16 protein-coding genes are annotated in these 15,186 nt (G+C 69.5%); 8 read left to right on the top strand and 8 right to left on the bottom strand.

The genetic code is table 11. The features are described from left to right. Positions 1 to 51: 51 nt before the first annotated feature. From ispF to ACWD3E_RS15400, 3 genes are all read right to left on the bottom strand, one after another. Entirely contained in the window at positions 52 to 549 is a 498-nt protein-coding gene (gene ispF, locus ACWD3E_RS15390; protein ID WP_451388030.1) for a 2-C-methyl-D-erythritol 2,4-cyclodiphosphate synthase, read from the bottom strand. Then, positions 539 to 1,303, bottom strand: coding sequence for a 2-C-methyl-D-erythritol 4-phosphate cytidylyltransferase (gene ispD / locus ACWD3E_RS15395; RefSeq protein ID WP_451388031.1), 765 nt, complete (start codon positions 1,301 to 1,303; stop codon positions 539 to 541). Before ispD ends, ispF begins: the two co-directional genes overlap by 11 nt. 285 nt (positions 1,304 to 1,588) lie before the next feature. Further along, complete coding sequence (locus tag ACWD3E_RS15400; protein ID WP_003953493.1) at positions 1,589 to 2,071, bottom strand: CarD family transcriptional regulator; 483 nt, start codon at positions 2,069 to 2,071, stop codon at positions 1,589 to 1,591. A gap of 635 nt (positions 2,072 to 2,706) precedes the next feature. Here ACWD3E_RS15400 and ACWD3E_RS15405 point away from each other — a divergent pair. Beyond that, positions 2,707 to 3,408, top strand: coding sequence for a DUF461 domain-containing protein (locus tag ACWD3E_RS15405; protein ID WP_451388032.1), 702 nt, complete (start codon positions 2,707 to 2,709; stop codon positions 3,406 to 3,408). Between the two features lie 107 nt (positions 3,409 to 3,515). Here ACWD3E_RS15405 and ACWD3E_RS15410 read toward each other — a convergent pair whose 3' ends face one another. Both ACWD3E_RS15410 and ACWD3E_RS15415 read right to left on the bottom strand, forming a co-directional pair. Continuing rightward, the gene (locus tag ACWD3E_RS15410) at positions 3,516 to 4,196 is read right to left on the bottom strand and encodes a response regulator transcription factor (RefSeq protein ID WP_010358452.1); all 681 of its coding nucleotides are present in this window, start codon (positions 4,194 to 4,196) and stop codon (positions 3,516 to 3,518) included. Then, complete coding sequence (locus ACWD3E_RS15415) at positions 4,193 to 5,452, bottom strand: sensor histidine kinase (protein ID WP_451388033.1); 1,260 nt, start codon at positions 5,450 to 5,452, stop codon at positions 4,193 to 4,195. The genes ACWD3E_RS15410 and ACWD3E_RS15415 overlap by 4 nt, the downstream gene beginning before the upstream one ends. Before the next feature lie 231 nt (positions 5,453 to 5,683). On the opposite strand from ACWD3E_RS15415, the gene phoU reads away from it, so the two are divergent. The 4 genes from phoU (at position 5,684) to ACWD3E_RS15435 (ending at position 7,979) form a co-directional block, all read left to right on the top strand. Then, positions 5,684 to 6,373, top strand: a complete 690-nt coding sequence (gene phoU, locus ACWD3E_RS15420) for a phosphate signaling complex protein PhoU (RefSeq protein ID WP_451388034.1) — start codon at positions 5,684 to 5,686, stop codon at positions 6,371 to 6,373. Positions 6,374 to 6,471: 98 nt separating this feature from the next. Continuing rightward, positions 6,472 to 6,627 (top strand): hypothetical protein, encoded by a 156-nt coding sequence (locus tag ACWD3E_RS15425; RefSeq protein ID WP_451388035.1) that lies wholly within the window; start codon positions 6,472 to 6,474, stop codon positions 6,625 to 6,627. 132 nt (positions 6,628 to 6,759) lie between these two features. Then, positions 6,760 to 7,008: an SCO4226 family nickel-binding protein gene (locus ACWD3E_RS15430; RefSeq protein ID WP_451350520.1), complete on the top strand. Its 249-nt coding sequence runs from the start codon at positions 6,760 to 6,762 to the stop codon at positions 7,006 to 7,008. 185 nt (positions 7,009 to 7,193) lie between these two features. Beyond that, positions 7,194 to 7,979: a calcium-binding protein gene (locus tag ACWD3E_RS15435; RefSeq protein ID WP_451388036.1), complete on the top strand. Its 786-nt coding sequence runs from the start codon at positions 7,194 to 7,196 to the stop codon at positions 7,977 to 7,979. Here ACWD3E_RS15435 and ACWD3E_RS15440 read toward each other — a convergent pair. Continuing rightward, positions 7,945 to 8,889, bottom strand: coding sequence for a hypothetical protein (locus ACWD3E_RS15440; protein ID WP_451388037.1), 945 nt, complete (start codon positions 8,887 to 8,889; stop codon positions 7,945 to 7,947). The two genes, ACWD3E_RS15435 and ACWD3E_RS15440, sit on opposite strands and share 35 nt — an antisense overlap. Positions 8,890 to 9,284: 395 nt before the next feature. Here ACWD3E_RS15440 and ACWD3E_RS15445 point away from each other — a divergent pair, with 395 nt between their 5' ends. Next, positions 9,285 to 10,793, top strand: coding sequence for an FAD-binding oxidoreductase (locus ACWD3E_RS15445; protein ID WP_451388038.1), 1,509 nt, complete (start codon positions 9,285 to 9,287; stop codon positions 10,791 to 10,793). A 35-nt stretch (positions 10,794 to 10,828) separates the two neighbouring features. On the opposite strand, the gene ACWD3E_RS15450 is transcribed toward ACWD3E_RS15445, so the two are convergent. Further along, a complete protein-coding gene (locus ACWD3E_RS15450) occupies positions 10,829 to 11,221 on the bottom strand; it encodes a DUF4265 domain-containing protein (RefSeq protein ID WP_451388039.1) in 393 nt (130 codons plus the stop codon). 247 nt (positions 11,222 to 11,468) lie between these two features. Here ACWD3E_RS15450 and ACWD3E_RS15455 point away from each other — a divergent pair, with 247 nt between their 5' ends. Further along, a complete protein-coding gene (locus ACWD3E_RS15455) occupies positions 11,469 to 12,017 on the top strand; it encodes a SigE family RNA polymerase sigma factor (RefSeq protein ID WP_451388040.1) in 549 nt (182 codons plus the stop codon). Then, complete coding sequence (locus ACWD3E_RS15460; protein WP_451388041.1) at positions 12,014 to 12,730, top strand: SecDF P1 head subdomain-containing protein; 717 nt, start codon at positions 12,014 to 12,016, stop codon at positions 12,728 to 12,730. The genes ACWD3E_RS15455 and ACWD3E_RS15460 overlap by 4 nt, the downstream gene beginning before the upstream one ends. A gap of 792 nt (positions 12,731 to 13,522) precedes the next feature. Here ACWD3E_RS15460 and ACWD3E_RS15465 read toward each other — a convergent pair. After that, the gene (locus ACWD3E_RS15465) at positions 13,523 to 15,046 is read right to left on the bottom strand and encodes a vanadium-dependent haloperoxidase (protein WP_451388042.1); all 1,524 of its coding nucleotides are present in this window, start codon (positions 15,044 to 15,046) and stop codon (positions 13,523 to 13,525) included. Between the last annotated feature and the right edge of the window lie 140 nt (positions 15,047 to 15,186).

Below are 15,186 nucleotides of genomic sequence, written 5' to 3' on the forward strand. Positions count from 1 at the left end.
GCCCCGGTCAGCCCGCCCCACGAGAGGCCCCGCCCCCTCTTCCACCCAAGGTCAGCCCGTTCGCACCACCAGGGCTGTAGCAACTGCCATCAGGCCCTCCTCGCGGCCCGGGAAGCCCAGGCCGTCCGTCGTGGCTCCGGAGACCGAGACGGGGGCGCCGGCTGCTTCGGAGAGGAGGTTCTGGGCCTCGTCGCGGCGTTTGCCGATCTTCGGACGGGGGCCGATCACCTGGACGGCGATGTTGCCGATGGTGAAGCCGGCCTCGCGGACGATGCGGGCGGCCTCCGTCAGCAAGGTGACGCCGGAGGCGCCGGACCACTCGGGGCGGCCGGTGCCGAAGTGCTGTCCGAGGTCGCCGAGCCCGGCCGCGGAGAACAGCGCGTTGCAGGCCGCGTGGGCGACGACGTCCGCGTCGGAGTGCCCGGCCAGGCCCGGCCCCTCACCCTCCCACTTCAGGCCGGCGCACCACAGCTCGCGGCCCTCTTCGAAGGCGTGGATGTCGGTGCCGATCCCGACCTGGGGCAGCAGGGGGAAGCGGTCAGAAGCCATCGTTCAGCCTCCGGCGTGCCAGGACCGCCTCGGCCAGGACCAGGTCGAGGGGCCGGGTGACCTTGAAGGCCTCCTCGTGCCCGGGGACGGCGACGACCGTGAGCCCCAGCTGCTCGACCATGCTCGCGTCGTCCGTGACGTTGTCGGTGACGGTCTCGTGGGCGCGGACCAGGATCTCCCGGTCGAAGCCCTGCGGCGTCTGCACCGCGCGCAGCCGCGCCCGCTCGGGTGTGGCGACGACCGGTTCGGGGGCCCCGGCCTCGGCCGCGGGCTCGACCTCCTTGACGGTGTCGGCGAGCGGCAGCGCGGGCACGACGGCGGGAGCGCCCTCGCGTACGGCGTCGATGACCGCGTCGACGGTGTCCACGGGGACGAGCGGGCGGGCCGCGTCATGGACGAGGACGATGCCGTACTCGGGCGGCAGGGCGTCCAGGCCGAGCCTGACCGATTCCTGCCGGCTGTCCCCGCCGGGGACGACAAGGAAGTCGGTCCGCTCGGGCAGGGCATGCGCGTCGAGCAGCGACTTGACCTCGGCGGCGCCGTCGGACGGGGCCACGACGACGACCAGGGAGACATGGCGGGACGCGGCCAGCGCGCGGACCGCGTGGATGAGCATGGGCGTGCCGTTCAGCGGCCGGAGCGCCTTGGGGGCGCCCGGGCCGAGGCGTACACCCCGGCCGGCGGCGGGAATCACGGCGGCGACGCCCGCTGGCGTACGAGCCGGGGCGGGCGTGGGGCGCGAAACGTCAGACATCGGTTCCTGTCAGGTTTGTGTGCTCGACCTAGGTGGGTATGGCCTGGAGGAGTGCCGGGCGCGACGCCTTGACCGGACCCTTCCGTGACCCTGGTCGAGCCATCCGCCCGGGCCCGGCACGTCGAGTATCGGGGGGTTCCTTCCCCCGAGAGGTACGGCAGGCGTTCAGGAGCAAAACCGGGGGGAGTGTCCGGGGACGAAGATGCCGCAGCGCCCGGCGACAGGTTCAGTGTCATCGGGCACCGCGGCATTTCACAGTGCTGGGCGCGCGTCAGCGACAGCGCGTCAGGAGGCGAGCACCTCGTCGAGCAGGGCCTCGGCCTTGTCCTCGTTCGTGTTCTCCGCGAGAGCCAGCTCGCTCACCAGGATCTGGCGGGCCTTGGCCAGCATGCGCTTCTCACCGGCGGAGAGACCGCGCTCGCGCTCTCGACGCCACAGGTCACGCACTACTTCGGCGACCTTGATGACATCGCCGGAGGCGAGCTTCTCCAGGTTTGCCTTGTAACGACGAGACCAGTTCGTGGGCTCCTCGGCGTACGGCGCGCGCAGCACCTCGAAGACCCGGTCCAGCCCGTCCTGACCGACCACGTCACGCACACCGACGAACTCTGCATTGTCCGCTGGCACACGCACCGTCAGGTCACCCTGGGCGACCTTCAGCACCAAGTAGGTCTTGTCCACGCCTTTGATCTGGCGAGTTTCGATGGCCTCGATCAGCGCGGCCCCGTGATGGGGATAGACCACGGTGTCGCCAACCTTGAACGTCATGTGACAGGTACCCCTTCCGTGGCTATCCAGGGTAACACGGATACGGCGTCTTCTGAATGGCGTTTTCGCAGGTCAGGGCATATCTCGGGGCTTGACAACAGCAACCGGAACGTGCTGCGAGGGCCCTGCGGAGGCGGGAATTCGCAGGTCGGAGGGGCTCTTCGGGCGGGGTGAAACGCGTACGTTACACACTCCCGGCGCTGTCTCCAAGTGGATGAACATCCCGATTTGTCCACTTCCAAGCGTACGACTTCCGCTACTCCGTTCGGTGACATGAGTCGGGTACGAGACGATTCCGGAATTGATCACAGGCGGCCGGAAGGGCGGCGGCTGATCAATATCCGAGGTGATCCCGCATTCCTTCACCTGAAATTTGCGAGACGTGTTGCGGGGATGCCGACAGTGGTGTTGCGAGTGCGCTATGGGACCTATGGGAATGGCCGACGACTGCGCTGCCAATGTGGCCGATGAGTCACTTGTGACGCCTGGGGTACCCCCAGCCGGAGGGAAGCGTGAGCCTTGGGGGAGGGTCGGGTGCGGCCCCGAGAGAACGGCTCGGTAACCTAAGGCCGCTGACAGACACTTAGAGCGGCTTTATCCGGAGCCGCCCCTGCGTTCAAGGAGTTGCCGCCGCCGTGAGCAGCAGCCTTCGACGCGGCGCCCTCGCCGCCTCCGCCATCGTCTTCTCGATCGCCTCGCTCGCCGCCTGCGGCGCCGGTTCCGACTCCCAGACGCTGGAGATCAAGCCGGACAACGCGGCGGTCAGCATCGGGAACATCAAGATCCAGAACGCCCTGGTCATCACCCAGCCGGACCTGAAGTCGACCGGCCCGGCCGTGATCTCCGCGACGATCTTCAACTCCGGCAAGGACCCCGAGACCCTCCAGTCGATCAGCGTCGGCTCCGCGAACGCCGAGCTCAAGGCCGCCAAGGGCCAGAGCCTGAGCATCCCGGCGCACGGCTCCCTGATCATCGGCGGCCAGGGCAACTCCTCCGCGGTGCTGGCCAGCGGGCGCGAGGCGGTCCAGGACGGCAACGTCCAGAAGGTCACCTTCACCCTGAGCACCTCGGGCGCGGTGAGCCTGCAGGCCTTCGTCGTGCCCGCCACCAGCTACTTCAGCACGTGGGGCCCGAGCAACATCCCGTCCGCCCCGGCCTCCACCTCCGCCTCCGCCTCCGCCACCGCCTCGGCCACCGGGGCTCCGGGCCCGACCGCCTCCACCAGCGGCAAGCCGGCGAAGAACGGCAAGAACAGCCCCTCGGCCACCGCGAGCGACAAGGCCGGCACCGGCGCGACCCCGGGCGACTCGGCGTCCCAGTCGGCCGCGGGCAACTGAGCCACCGCGGGCACCCCGCATGACGAAGGGCGGCACCCCACACGGGGTGCCGCCCTTCGTCACAGCGCACGTCGGAGTCGTAGGACCTACGGCTCCCGGCCCACGGTTTACGGCTCGAACTTGTAGCCCAGACCCCGCACCGTCACAAGGTACCGCGGCGCGCCCGGGTCCGGCTCGATCTTGGCGCGGAGGCGCTTGACGTGGACGTCCAGGGTCTTGGTGTCGCCCACGTAGTCGGCGCCCCAGACCCGGTCGATGAGCTGCATGCGGGTGAGGACGCGCCCGGCGTTGCGCAGGAGCATCTCCAGGAGGTCGAACTCCTTCAGCGGGAGGTCGACCTTGGAACCGCTGACGGTGACCACGTGGCGGTCGACGTCCATGCGGACCGGGCCGGCCTCCAGCGCGGCCGGGGTGACCTCCTCCGGCTCGCCGCGGCGGCGCAGCACCGCGCGGATGCGGGCGACCAGCTCGCGGGAGGAGAAGGGCTTGGTGACGTAGTCGTCGGCTCCTATTTCGAGGCCCACGACCTTGTCGATCTCGCTGTCCTTGGCGGTCACCATGATCACGGGAACGTTGGAGCGGCCACGGAGCTGGCGGCACACCTCCGTGCCGGGCAGCCCCGGCAGCATCAGGTCGAGGAGGACGAGGTCGGCGCCGTTGCGCTCGAACTCGTCGAGTCCGTCGGGGCCGGTCGCCGCCACGGCGACCTCGAAGCCCTCCTTGCGGAGCATGTACGACAGGGCGTCGGAGAAGGACTCCTCGTCCTCGACGACGAGCACTCGGGTCACGGAAGGACCTCCGGGGCGGGAAGCGGTTCGTACGGGGATGAGTCGGAGGAGCCACCGGCCTCGGCCTCGTTGTCGAGGTCGGGGTGCTGCTGAGCGCGGTCACGGGCCGCACCCGCCTCCGGCAGCCTGAGAGTGAACGTGGAGCCCTGACCCTCGGCACTCCACACCGTGACCTCCCCGCCGTGCGAGGCGGCCACGTGCTTGACGATCGCCAGACCCAGACCGGTGCCTCCGGTGGCCCGGGAGCGGGCGGGGTCGACGCGGTAGAAGCGCTCGAAGACGCGCTCCTTGTCCTTCTCTGAGATGCCGATGCCCTGGTCGGTCACGGCAAGCTCGATCAGGTCGCCGCCGGGTGCGGACACCCGGCGGGCGGCGATGCCGACCCGAGTACGGGCGGGCGAGTAGTTGACCGCGTTCTCGACCAGGTTGCCGAGGGCGGCGGCGAGCTGGCCGCGGTTGCCCCAGACGTGCAGGTCGGCGGTGCCGCCGGCGGCCATGGTGATCTGCTTCGTGCCCGCCTGGTGGCGGCAGCGGTCGATGGCCTCGGCGACCAGCTCGTCCACGCGGACGGGCTCGGCGTCCTCCAGCGGGTCGTCGTTCTGGACCCTCGACAGGTCGATCAGTTCCTGGACCAGGTTGGTCAGCCGGGTCGCCTCGATCTGCATGCGGCCCGCGAAGCGCTGCACGGCCTCGGGGTCGTCGGAGGCGTCCATGACGGCCTCGGAGAGCAGGGAGAGCGCGCCGACGGGTGTCTTCAGCTCGTGGCTCACGTTGGCCACGAAGTCACGCCGTACGGCCTCGATCCGTCGGGCCTCGGTGAGGTCCTCGACCAGCAGCAGGACCAGGCGGGAGCCGAGGGGGGCCACTCGCGCGGAGACGGCGAGGGCGTCGCCCCGTCCGGTTCCACGCCTGGGAAGGTCCAGCTCGACCTGGCGTATCTCGCCGTCCCGTCTGGTGTCCCGGGCCATCTGGAGCATGGGCTCGATGGAGAGCTTGCCGCCGCGGACCAGCCCGAGGGCGTAGGCGGCGGAGCTGGCCTTGACGACGGCGTCGGCCTCGTCTAGGACGACGGCCGAGGAGCGGAGCACGGACAACACGGTGTCCACGCCGGGCGGGAGTACGGGATCGGTGTGCAATGAGGTCCTGGTCGGTCGCTTCTGGTCGCGTTCGCTCCAGCGGAACGCCAGCATGGCGATGACACCGGTGAGCACCCCGGCGATCGCTGCCGCTGCGGCGACCGCCGCGTTCACGTCCATGCCTCCAGGTTAGGCATGCCCTCCGACATACCCACAGCCGTCAAGGGATGACCTCGAACACTCGTCGCCCAGAGTTCACCCAGGAGCCAGTACTGGTTCATTTGGGGTGGAAGAAACGGACGCGTACGAGGCAGAACGTGGGAGCGTGGGGTTCGCACGTCGGTTTCACCACGGGCACGTGCTGGCACGGCCCCCGGAACCCCCAGGCACAACGTAGGAGAGGGAACCCTGATGCGGGACGCGTACCACGAGGAACTTGACTCGATCAGCGACAGTCTGGTCGAGATGGCCCGGCTGGTCGGGTCGGCGATCGGGCGCGCGACGACCGCCATGCTCGACGCCGACCTGAAGCTGGCCGAGAGCGTGATCGAGGCCGACGCGAAGGTCGACGAGCTCCAGCACGACCTGGAGGCGCGGGCTATAGCCCTGCTCGCGCGCCAGCAGCCGGTGGCGACGGACCTCCGTATCGTCGTCACGTCCCTGCGCATGTCCGCCGACCTGGAGCGCTCCGGCGACCTCGCCCAGCACGTGGCGAAGCTGGCCCGGCTGCGCTTCCCGGCGCGCGCGGTCCCCCAGGACCTGCACGCGACGATCCTGGAGATGGGCCAGCTCGCGCAGCGCCTGATGGCGAAGGCCGCCGAGGTCATCATCACGAAGGACGTCGACCTCGCACTCCAGCTGGAGCAGGACGACGACGAGATGGACCTCCTGCACCGCACCCTCTTCCAGCACCTGATCGACGAGCGCTGGAAGCACGGCATCGAGACGGCGGTGGACGTCACCCTGCTCGGCCGCTACTACGAGCGGTACGCCGACCACGCCGTGGCCGTCGCCAAGCGCGTCGTCTACCTGGTCACGGGCGAGTACGCGGACGAGCTGCAGCAGGACATCCAGCAGGTGACGGGGGGCGAGGGGGCGTAGCCGCGCGGGGGCGCTCCGCCTCCATGCGCCGTTGATGCGCCCAGTGGGACGGGCATGCAATGAACAGGGCACTCATGCCCCAGCGTCTAGGAGGGTCCATGGCCGAATCCCCCAGCACCACGCCCGCTCCCACGCAGGACCGCGAGACCGAACAGCCCGCCGAGATCAGGAGCCTCCCGCTCATCGGCGCATGCGGCTGCAGCTCCGGCTGCGGCTGCGGCTGCCAGTCGGGCGCGCCCTGCCAGTGCGGCTGAGCGACGCCCAGCACCGAACGACACCGAGGGGCGGTGGGTACGACACCCGCCGCCCCTTCGTCGTACCGGATGCCCGTCCGGGAGCCGGGGCGCAGCATGGAAGTGAGAAGGAGGAGAAGGAGGTGTGAGGCCATGCCCAAGTTCATGGACGTCCACCACGGGATGCAGGGCATCACGGCTGAGCAACTCAGGCAGGTCCACCGGGCCGACCAAGCCATAGAGAGGGACGAGGGCGTCACCTTCGAGCACGCCTGGGCGGACCCGAAGTCCGGCACCGTCTACTGCCTCTCCGAGGCCCCTTCGGCCGACGCGGTCCAGCGCATCCACGAACGTGCCGGGCACCGCGCGGACGAGGTGCACCCTGTCCCGCTCTCGGTCTGACCCGATCCGACTTGGTCCGGCTCCCTCGGCTGAGGCGCGGTGACGTCTGAGGCCGCGGTGACGTCTGAGGCCGCGGTGACGTCTGAGGCCGCGGTGACGTTTGATCACGCAGGCGCGCTGGGTAAAGCGATGCCGCCGTTCGGCGGGTTCCCCTCGTGGGCTTCATCGCTCCGTGAAGGAGATACATGCGCAAGCGCGCTGCCTTTGCCCTGCTCACCACCGTCACCGCGCTGGCCGGCCTCGCCGTCCCCGGTGCCTACGCGGACGACAACGTCGGCGACATCCAGGTGGACAGCGTCGTCGTCAACGGCGGCAAGAGCATCGTGGTCGACACGGCCGACAAGACGATCACGGTCTCGGTGACGGCCACCGACCCGTCGGGCATCTGGGACGCGGACTTCTCCCTGTGGCGGGGCCCGGACGGCTCCGACCCGTACTACATCGAGGACAAGATCGTGCCGGACCAGACCGACACCCCGGCGGACTGTGTCGCCTCCAGCAGTACGACGTCCACCTGCTCGAAGACCTTCACCTTCGAACCGGACTGGTGGCTCACGAACGCCCACGCCGGCACATGGAAGGTCCAGGTCCAGGTGGGCGCCAACGACGACAGCCAGACCGACCGGTGGGCCTACACCACCACCCGCCTCCAGCGGCAGGCCAAGCTGACGGTCGACGCCGGTCCGGAGCCGGTCGCCCAGGGCGGCACCCTGACGGTCACCGGCAAGCTCACCCGGGCCAACTGGGACACGCTCGACTACCGGGCCTACACCGGCCAGCCGGTCAGACTCCAGTTCCGCAAGGCCGGTACGACGACGTACACCACCGTCAAGACCGTGAACACCTCCAGCACGGGCACCCTGACGACCACGGTCCCCGCCTCCGTGGACGGCTACTGGCGCTGGAGCTTCGCGGGCAACTCCACCACCTCGGCGGTCAGTGCGACCGGCGACTACGTGGACGTGCGCTAGCCCGCTGCGGAAAGTCCACCGGCTGGGTGGTCAGGTACCAGGAGCCCCCGCCGTCGCCGTCGTGGACGATCAGGAAGCCGGGGCGGGGCAGACGCAGCGTGCGGCGCCCGTCGCCCCAGCCGTGCACGAGGGAGAAGTCGTCGCCGGGGGTGCCCTTGGGCCATGCGGGCCGACGGCACAGGCAGGCGGAACCGGACCGACCGCACTGGCACACGTAGCTGACCTTCCAGCTGCGGTCGGTCTGGAACTGGACGGTGAGCAGCGCCGGGCCGCCGGTGTAGCGCAGCACCTCGTCGCCGTGGCCCTGGTGCTCGGGGGCGAGCGCGGTCGCGGCCGACAGCGGAGCGACGCGGATCGACCAACGGTGGCCGTTCCCGCTGTTGGCGGTGATGACGCGCAGATGGGTGGCGTCCGCGGTCAGGTATCGACGCCCGTGGTACTCACCGATGACCAGAGCCAGGCTCTCCCCCGTGTCGGTCAGGTCCTCCGTGCGGATCACGGTCTGCAGATGGAAGTTGCCGTCGCCGGTGACATCGGCCTCAACGAGGGCCGGGCGGCCGGGCTCGGGACGGTCGATGAGCACCTCGGTCCTGCCGTCGCCGTCGCCGGTGGACACATGCCGTTCGCCGGTACCGGTGAGCGGCTGGGGGCGGACCGGCCCGGCGGCCGGCGGCAGCGCGTCGATCGGAACGGGCCGCCCACGGCGCCGGGCGTCGAGCCGGATCACGGCGGCACGGCCGTCCCGCAGAGCGGCCAGCGCATCGGGCTCCGTACGGGCCGCACTGGCCCGGTCGTACGCCGCCAACGCCGCCCGGTACTCCTTCAGTACGGCGGAGGTGGCATCGGTCCCGTCGACATCGAACTCCAGGCCGGCCACCTCCTCCCCGAAGGAGGTCACCGACTCCACCACGGCCGCAGGCAGTTCCTCTGGAATCCCCCCGGGCGGCGCCTCCGCCACGCCATGCAGCCCGGCTGCAGCACCTCGGCGACGACGCCACAACGGGTACAGCCCGCCCACCCCGAGGCCAACCAGGAAACTCAGCGCATACCCGACCACGCCCGGCATCCTCGCACGGCCACCCGGCACGCAACAGAACCCGCCACTCCTCAGCTACGCCATGGTTGAGCAGTCTTCGCACCTTGGCGAACTCCATGCCCTCGCCGCCGACGCCGAGTTGCCGACTGCGTCCGGGGCTGTTCACCTGGGTTCATATCCACCGTGATCGTCCCAGCTACCGCCCATGTCGCGCAAATTATCCATAAAAGAGAGATTTGCGTCCCCTGATGGCCGAGAGGACACGGACCATGAACGACTTTTCCCGTCGGGGACTGCTCAAAGCGACGGCGATCGCCGGAGCCGGTGCGGTCGTCGTGCCGGGCGTCACGGTCGACGCAGCCCCCGGTGCGAGCGCCGCGACCGAGACGTCCGGGAGCGAGGCGTCCGGGGCGGGGTGCGCGCCGGCGAAACTGACCGGCCGAATCGTCCGCCCCGACGACCCCGGGTACACGGACGCGCGCCTCGGCTGGGACCAGCTCTTCTCTCACTATCCGCTGGTGATCGTCTTCGCCCAGAACACCCAGGACGTGGTCAACGCCCTGACGTGGGCGCGGCAGAACGACGTCGCGCTGCGGATCCGGAGCGGACGCCACGGTCTTGAGGGCTGGTCGAACGTCGACAGCGGCCTCGTGATCGACATCAGTGAACTGAAGTCGGTCCACGTCGACAGCGCCGCTCGCGTCGCGACGGTCGGCTCCGGACTCAACCAGCTGGAAGCGGTGACCACGCTCGCTAAGCAGAACTTCGCGGTGACGACAGGGACCGAAGGCAGCGTGGGTCTGGCCGGCGCCACGCTCGGCGGCGGCTTCGGCTTCCTCACCCGCTGGCTCGGCATGGCCTGCGACACCCTGATCGGCGCCGAGGTCGTCGTCGCGGAAGGCTCCGAGTGCGCCAAGGTGATCAAGGCCGATCTCAACCACAACCCCGATCTGCTCTGGGCGCTGCGCGGAGCGGGCAACGGCAACTTCGGGGCCGTCACCTCCCTCACCTACAAAGTGGCCCCGCTGAAGAGCGTCACGTATGTGCAGGCCACCTGGGGCGGAATCGGCGACCTGCGCAGGGTCTTCGACGCCTGGCAGCGCTCTGCGCCGTACGCAGACGACCGCCTCGGCACCCAGCTCGAAATTCACCGGAAGAAGACCCTGCTGTTCGCGGTCCTCGCGGAAGGAACACCCACGGAGGCGAAGAAGCTGCTGGCCCCGATCCTGTCGATCGGCAGCCCCCAGGTCTCGGTGCAGGAAGGCAACTGGGGCGACGTGTACTCGGGATTCCAGATACCGACCAAGGACGAACCCGCGAACTGGAAGTTCTACTCGCAGTTCACCAGGAAGCCGTTCCCGGTCAAGGCGATCGACGTGGTCTCCTCGTTCATGCGGGACGCGCCCACCGACGACAGCAACTTCTTCACTCAGGCGTTCGGCGGGGCGGTCAGGAGGAGCCCCCGCGGCGGCACGGCGTTCCCGCACCGCGACGCGCTCTTCTACTCCGAGCCCGGCGCCGGCTGGGGGACCCGTTCCGACCAGCCGGGCATCTGCGACCCGCACACCCCCGAGGCCCAGGCCTGGATCGCCGAATTCAGCCAGGCCCTGCGCCCCTACGTGGACGGCGCCTACGCCAACGTGCCGAACATCGGCATGCAGGACTGGGAGAGCGCCTACTGGGGATCCAACTTCGACCGACTGCGCAGGATCAAGGCGAAGTACGACCCGCACAACGTCTTCCAGTACGACCAGAGCATCCCGCCCGCGTCCCAGTGACCGAGCACAACGCCGTCGTGACTTTCTGGGGCCGGCTACTCCCAGCCGGCGGAAGCGGCCCGCCATTGCGCAGTGATGCACCCCTCTTCCATATGCCACCACTCCTTGACGACGCCATGGTTGAGCAGCTTCTGGACCTTGGCGAGATCGGCGGTGGGCGGGACGTCCAGAGCGACCATGCCGAACCGCTCCCAGTTCTCCGAACGCCCAACCACCTCGCCGGCCCATCGCACGCCTTCCTCGTCGGGCTCGGTGGTAACGATGTCCCCGCAGGCGATGCCTCGGACGAACCAGGGGATGTTGTCGAGCCGCACGGTGCCGTCGCCCTGATCGACAGTCCACAGGCTCTCCACCGATGCCGGAGGCCAGCCGTCCACGATCTCAAGCCGGAAGTGCACCTTCACGTACGGGCCTTCGGGGTTCGTCATGGTGTCCAGGATGCCGACGTGTGTCACGTGAGCCCGAGAAGCTGGGCTGCTGTTCATCCCCAACACCTGGTCGTGTAACTCATCTTGCGCGTGACGCGCTTCTGCAGCCGCACGGGCGAGGGCTGGGTCGCCGCATGCCCCCGCCGCTCCCCACGAGAAGCCTGGCGCCTGGTCGAGAAAGTCTGACTGGCAGGGCAGTCGAACCCTCTTCCGTACCCGTCTTTACGGGGGAACGAGGGAGGGCACATTGAACGCCGACGAGGAACGCCAGTTCCGCGAGTTCGTGGCGGCGCGGTCGAGATCGCTGCTGCACACGGCCTACTTGCTGACCGGGGACTGGGAGCAGGGCCGGGACCTGCTCCAGACCGCGCTTGCCTCCACCGCTCGGCGTTGGTCGAAGCTGCGTGACCGGGAGCAGCCGGAGAGCTATGTGCGCCGGGCCCTCTACCACGCCCAGGTGGATCGCTTCAGGCTCCTCAGTTGGGGGCGGGAGACGGTCACGGACACCCTGCCGGACCAGCCGTCCGGGCCGGTCGCCGACTGGGCCGACACCGTGGTCCAGCGGCAGGACATCATGGCCGCGCTGCGGCGGCTGCCCAAGCGCCAGCGTGCGGTGATCGTGCTGCGTTACTTCGAGGACCGGCCGGACAACGAGATCGCCGCGATTCTGGGCGTCGCTCAGGGGACAGTCCGCAGCCAGACCCACAAGGCCCTCGCCTCTCTCCGCACCACCCTGGCCGAGGCAGAGCCGTCGGCCTCCTCCTCCACTGCCTCCGGAAGGGGCGTCATCGCATGAACGACTCGACCGAAAACCCGCTGCACGAAACGTTGCTGCACGATGCCTTGCACGCCCATGTCCGGGAGAGCGGTGGTGACGCCGCCGGTGCCCATCTGGTCGGCCTGGCCGACGGCGCGTTGCGGGCCGCCCGGCGGCGGCAGCGGCTGGCCCGCACCGGGCTCGGCGTCGTCGCAGCCGCCGTGGTCGCCACGGCCTGGGTGGTCGTCGCGGATGGCGCGACCCCCCGCGCGCACGTGGTTCAGCCCGCAGGGGGCGGCACCGGGAACACCGGGAAGGCGGCCCCGGTCTCCCTCCTGCCGGTCACCTCGTCCATGGAGCACGCCTGCACCCATGACAGCGGCGGCTACACCGTGCACGCGACCGCGACCCAACCGGCGTTCTGCGTCCACGCCGACCGGGTCAGGGGCATGACCGACGTCCATGTCACCTCCGCGAAAGCTGAGAAAAGCACCATCGACGGCACCTGGCAGGTCGAGGTGAGCCTCAGCCCCGCCGACCGGACCCGTTTCGCCGCCCTCACCAGCTCCATCGCGGCGGCCCCAGCCCCGCGCAACGAATTCGCCATTGTCATCGACGGCAAGCTCTGGGGCAGGCCGTACGTGACCTCCTCGATCACCGGCGGCCGTTTCGAAATCGTCGGGGCCTACGTCGGGGACCTCACCAGCGCCACCGCCCACGACCTCGCCCACCGGCTGGATCCCGGCAGGTGAGTAGTCAACTCCTGCTATGGCGTCGGCAAACCAGTAAGGAGAAGCCGGGGGAGTCCTCCGATCCTGGTGGTGCGGGGTGCATGGGCAGCTGACCTGCCGCGATGGTTCGGCGCTGTTCACTGGGCGTCGGCCGGCCAACGCAGCGCGCTGAGGCTCGGCAGGAAGAAGTACACGCCATGCAGGCGGCGCCGGATGGGGTGCTGCGGGATCGTGAAGATGCCCGTGCCGTCGTTGTTGCCCGTGAGCAGGTCCTTCTCCTGGTCGAGGCCGGTGAACGCCGGCCGGCAGCGGGGGGCCGTAGTTGGTGCCCCGTCGAATCATGTGGTGCAGGCGGACGTCGCCGACGATCTCTGAGTCGCGCGGGTTGGCTCGCCTGGCGTGGGCGCCGTGGGGGCAGATCGCGCCGTGCAGATCGGACTCGTAGCGGAAGTCGTTGTTGCGCTGGTCGTCCGCTCCCAGGGTCGGGTCGTCGTGCTCGGGCGCCAGGATCAACGGGCGCCGCTCTGCCAGGGAGCGCACCCGCAAGGCCGTGGCCGCCGTCTTCGACACGGCCCGGTCGGACCCGTCCAACACCTGACGGCCCAGAGACAGCGAAAAGCCCCCTCCCGGCGGAGAACCCGCAGGCAGGGGGCTTGATCGATGTGGCTTACGCGGGCGCGTCGCCCTACCACGCACGCGTATCTAGGGCTCGTTGCCGGGCTGGCCTGCTGCGTTCGCGGCGCCGTCCGATTTGGCGACCTGCTCCTCGCCGCCCTCGTGGCGATGCCAGTGGGCGGCGAGGAGCAGGTGGACCTACACAGTGTCGTGGAAGTAACGCTGGGCGAGACGCCAGGTGAGTTCGCCAACAGTGCGCCCCGTTTCCCGCGCATCGAGGTCACCCTGCTTGAAGTGGATGCCACCGTACCGGCGGGAGATGCCCGCCTGGTTGGCGGCGTCGGTGAACGTCGGCCAGGTAAGAGTGATGTTCCGGGCCGGTACCAGCCCGGGTTCGACCTTCGAGGAGCCGGCCGCGATCGTCGCCGAGGCGCCGAACTTGTCGCTGCCAGTGGCCAGGCGCAGGATTGTGGCGCCGGCGGCGCTGAAGTTGCTGTGTCCGGAGGAGTACTCGGCGAACGGCGGGGTCGGGAAGGCCGAGGGCTGGTACGGCCGCCACGTGCCGCCGTCGATGATCTTCGTGCCCTGGCCAGGGCCGCCCCAGGCTCGTACCGGCTGGCCGTGGAAGAGGTAGCGGATGGCAGTGACAGGGCGCACCGAGTCGAAAGCCCGTTTGTTGTCCCAGGCGACGATGCTGGCATCGAGGAGGGCGTTGTTGAGGGCGAAGAACATCTTGACATCGGCTCCCAGCCCTGCGGCGTCGGGGCCGTGGTGCTCCCGGCGCGAGACTCCCTCAGCGAAGAGGTTCCAGTGTCCGGGCGGCGTTTCCGAGTTCGGCCCGTCGGCCCAGTACTCGGCAATGACCTTCTGCCTGTCGGTCAGGTTCGCGCTGATGTCGAGCACAGCCTGGGCCTGGGCACGGTAGGCGGCCGGGTCACTGGCGTAGCGCACGGGCCCGGTGCGTGAGCGCAGGGCATCGCCGCTCTTCAATGCGAACGGCGTCACCATCCCCCAGAACGGGGCGAGGAAGGACGGTGTGACGGTGGCTCCTGCGGTGTTGACGTAGCGCAGGGGCTGCCAGCGGTCGGGATCGTGCACCGTCGCAGGGTCGAACGATCCACCCGGGGTCAGGTCCAGTGCGTCGTTGACCGGACGGTAGCCGGTGTAGTCGGAGTAGGGCTTGCCGTTCCCGCCGGGCTCGTTGCCGAGTTGGTTGGACCCGTCCGTGTGCCGGAAGTCCAGCACGGCCTTGCAGGCCACGTTGCCCACTCCGGCGGGTGAGTTGAGGTTCGTCGTGGTGTCCGCCGGATCGTAGCCGAGGCTTTTGATCAGCGGGTCGAAGTCTGCGGCGACTCGGCCGGGAAACAGGTCGGCGGCGGCGCGGTAGGCGGCGAAGCTGACCGCCTCGTTCTTGTTCGCCAGCGTGCGCTGCCCGGGAGGGCGCCGCAGAGTTCCGCCGAGTCGAGTGCCCACAGCCGTGCGATCGTAGGCGGCCCACGCGTCATACATGCACGTGTGCACGATGGCCAGGGCCCGGGACACCATGGGCGGTCCCAGCGCGGAGTTTCGCACCGCCTGTAGGACGGCTGCGTTCCACTGAAGCGCGATGTTGTCGGGCTGAGCCGCCTTGGTGCCGGCCGCCGCCAGTCCAGGGGACAGGAAGCTCAGCAGGACAAGACCGACGGCGGGAAAGACGCGGGTGAATGAGAACTGTGTTCTCACGGTTGAATTCCTTCCAGGACCCCCAGAATCTTCTCCCCTCCCGATACAGCAGGCCGGTTCCACCAGCTGATGGCCGGTTCGGTCAGACCGCCTGCGATCTGCGCTGCGGCGCCGCGAGCCTCCGCCGAGCCGCAGCGGTG

The organism is Streptomyces sp. NPDC002676, assembly GCF_053592455.1.

Excerpts from the sequence above, each read along its gene's own strand:
- ispF (WP_451388030.1), bottom strand. The coding sequence starts at position 549 with ATGGCTTCTGACCGCTTCCCCCTGCTGCCCCAGGTCGGGATCGGCACC.
- ispD (WP_451388031.1), bottom strand. The coding sequence starts at position 1,303 with ATGTCTGACGTTTCGCGCCCCACGCCCGCCCCGGCTCGTACGCCAGCG.
- ACWD3E_RS15400 (WP_003953493.1), bottom strand. The coding sequence starts at position 2,071 with ATGACGTTCAAGGTTGGCGACACCGTGGTCTATCCCCATCACGGGGCC.
- ACWD3E_RS15415 (WP_451388033.1), bottom strand. The coding sequence starts at position 5,452 with ATGGACGTGAACGCGGCGGTCGCCGCAGCGGCAGCGATCGCCGGGGTG.
- phoU (WP_451388034.1), top strand. The coding sequence starts at position 5,684 with ATGCGGGACGCGTACCACGAGGAACTTGACTCGATCAGCGACAGTCTG.
- ACWD3E_RS15425 (WP_451388035.1), top strand. The coding sequence starts at position 6,472 with ATGGCCGAATCCCCCAGCACCACGCCCGCTCCCACGCAGGACCGCGAG.
- ACWD3E_RS15430 (WP_451350520.1), top strand. The coding sequence starts at position 6,760 with ATGCCCAAGTTCATGGACGTCCACCACGGGATGCAGGGCATCACGGCT.
- ACWD3E_RS15435 (WP_451388036.1), top strand. The coding sequence starts at position 7,194 with ATGCGCAAGCGCGCTGCCTTTGCCCTGCTCACCACCGTCACCGCGCTG.
- ACWD3E_RS15445 (WP_451388038.1), top strand. The coding sequence starts at position 9,285 with ATGAACGACTTTTCCCGTCGGGGACTGCTCAAAGCGACGGCGATCGCC.
- ACWD3E_RS15450 (WP_451388039.1), bottom strand. The coding sequence starts at position 11,221 with ATGACGAACCCCGAAGGCCCGTACGTGAAGGTGCACTTCCGGCTTGAG.
- ACWD3E_RS15460 (WP_451388041.1), top strand. The coding sequence starts at position 12,014 with ATGAACGACTCGACCGAAAACCCGCTGCACGAAACGTTGCTGCACGAT.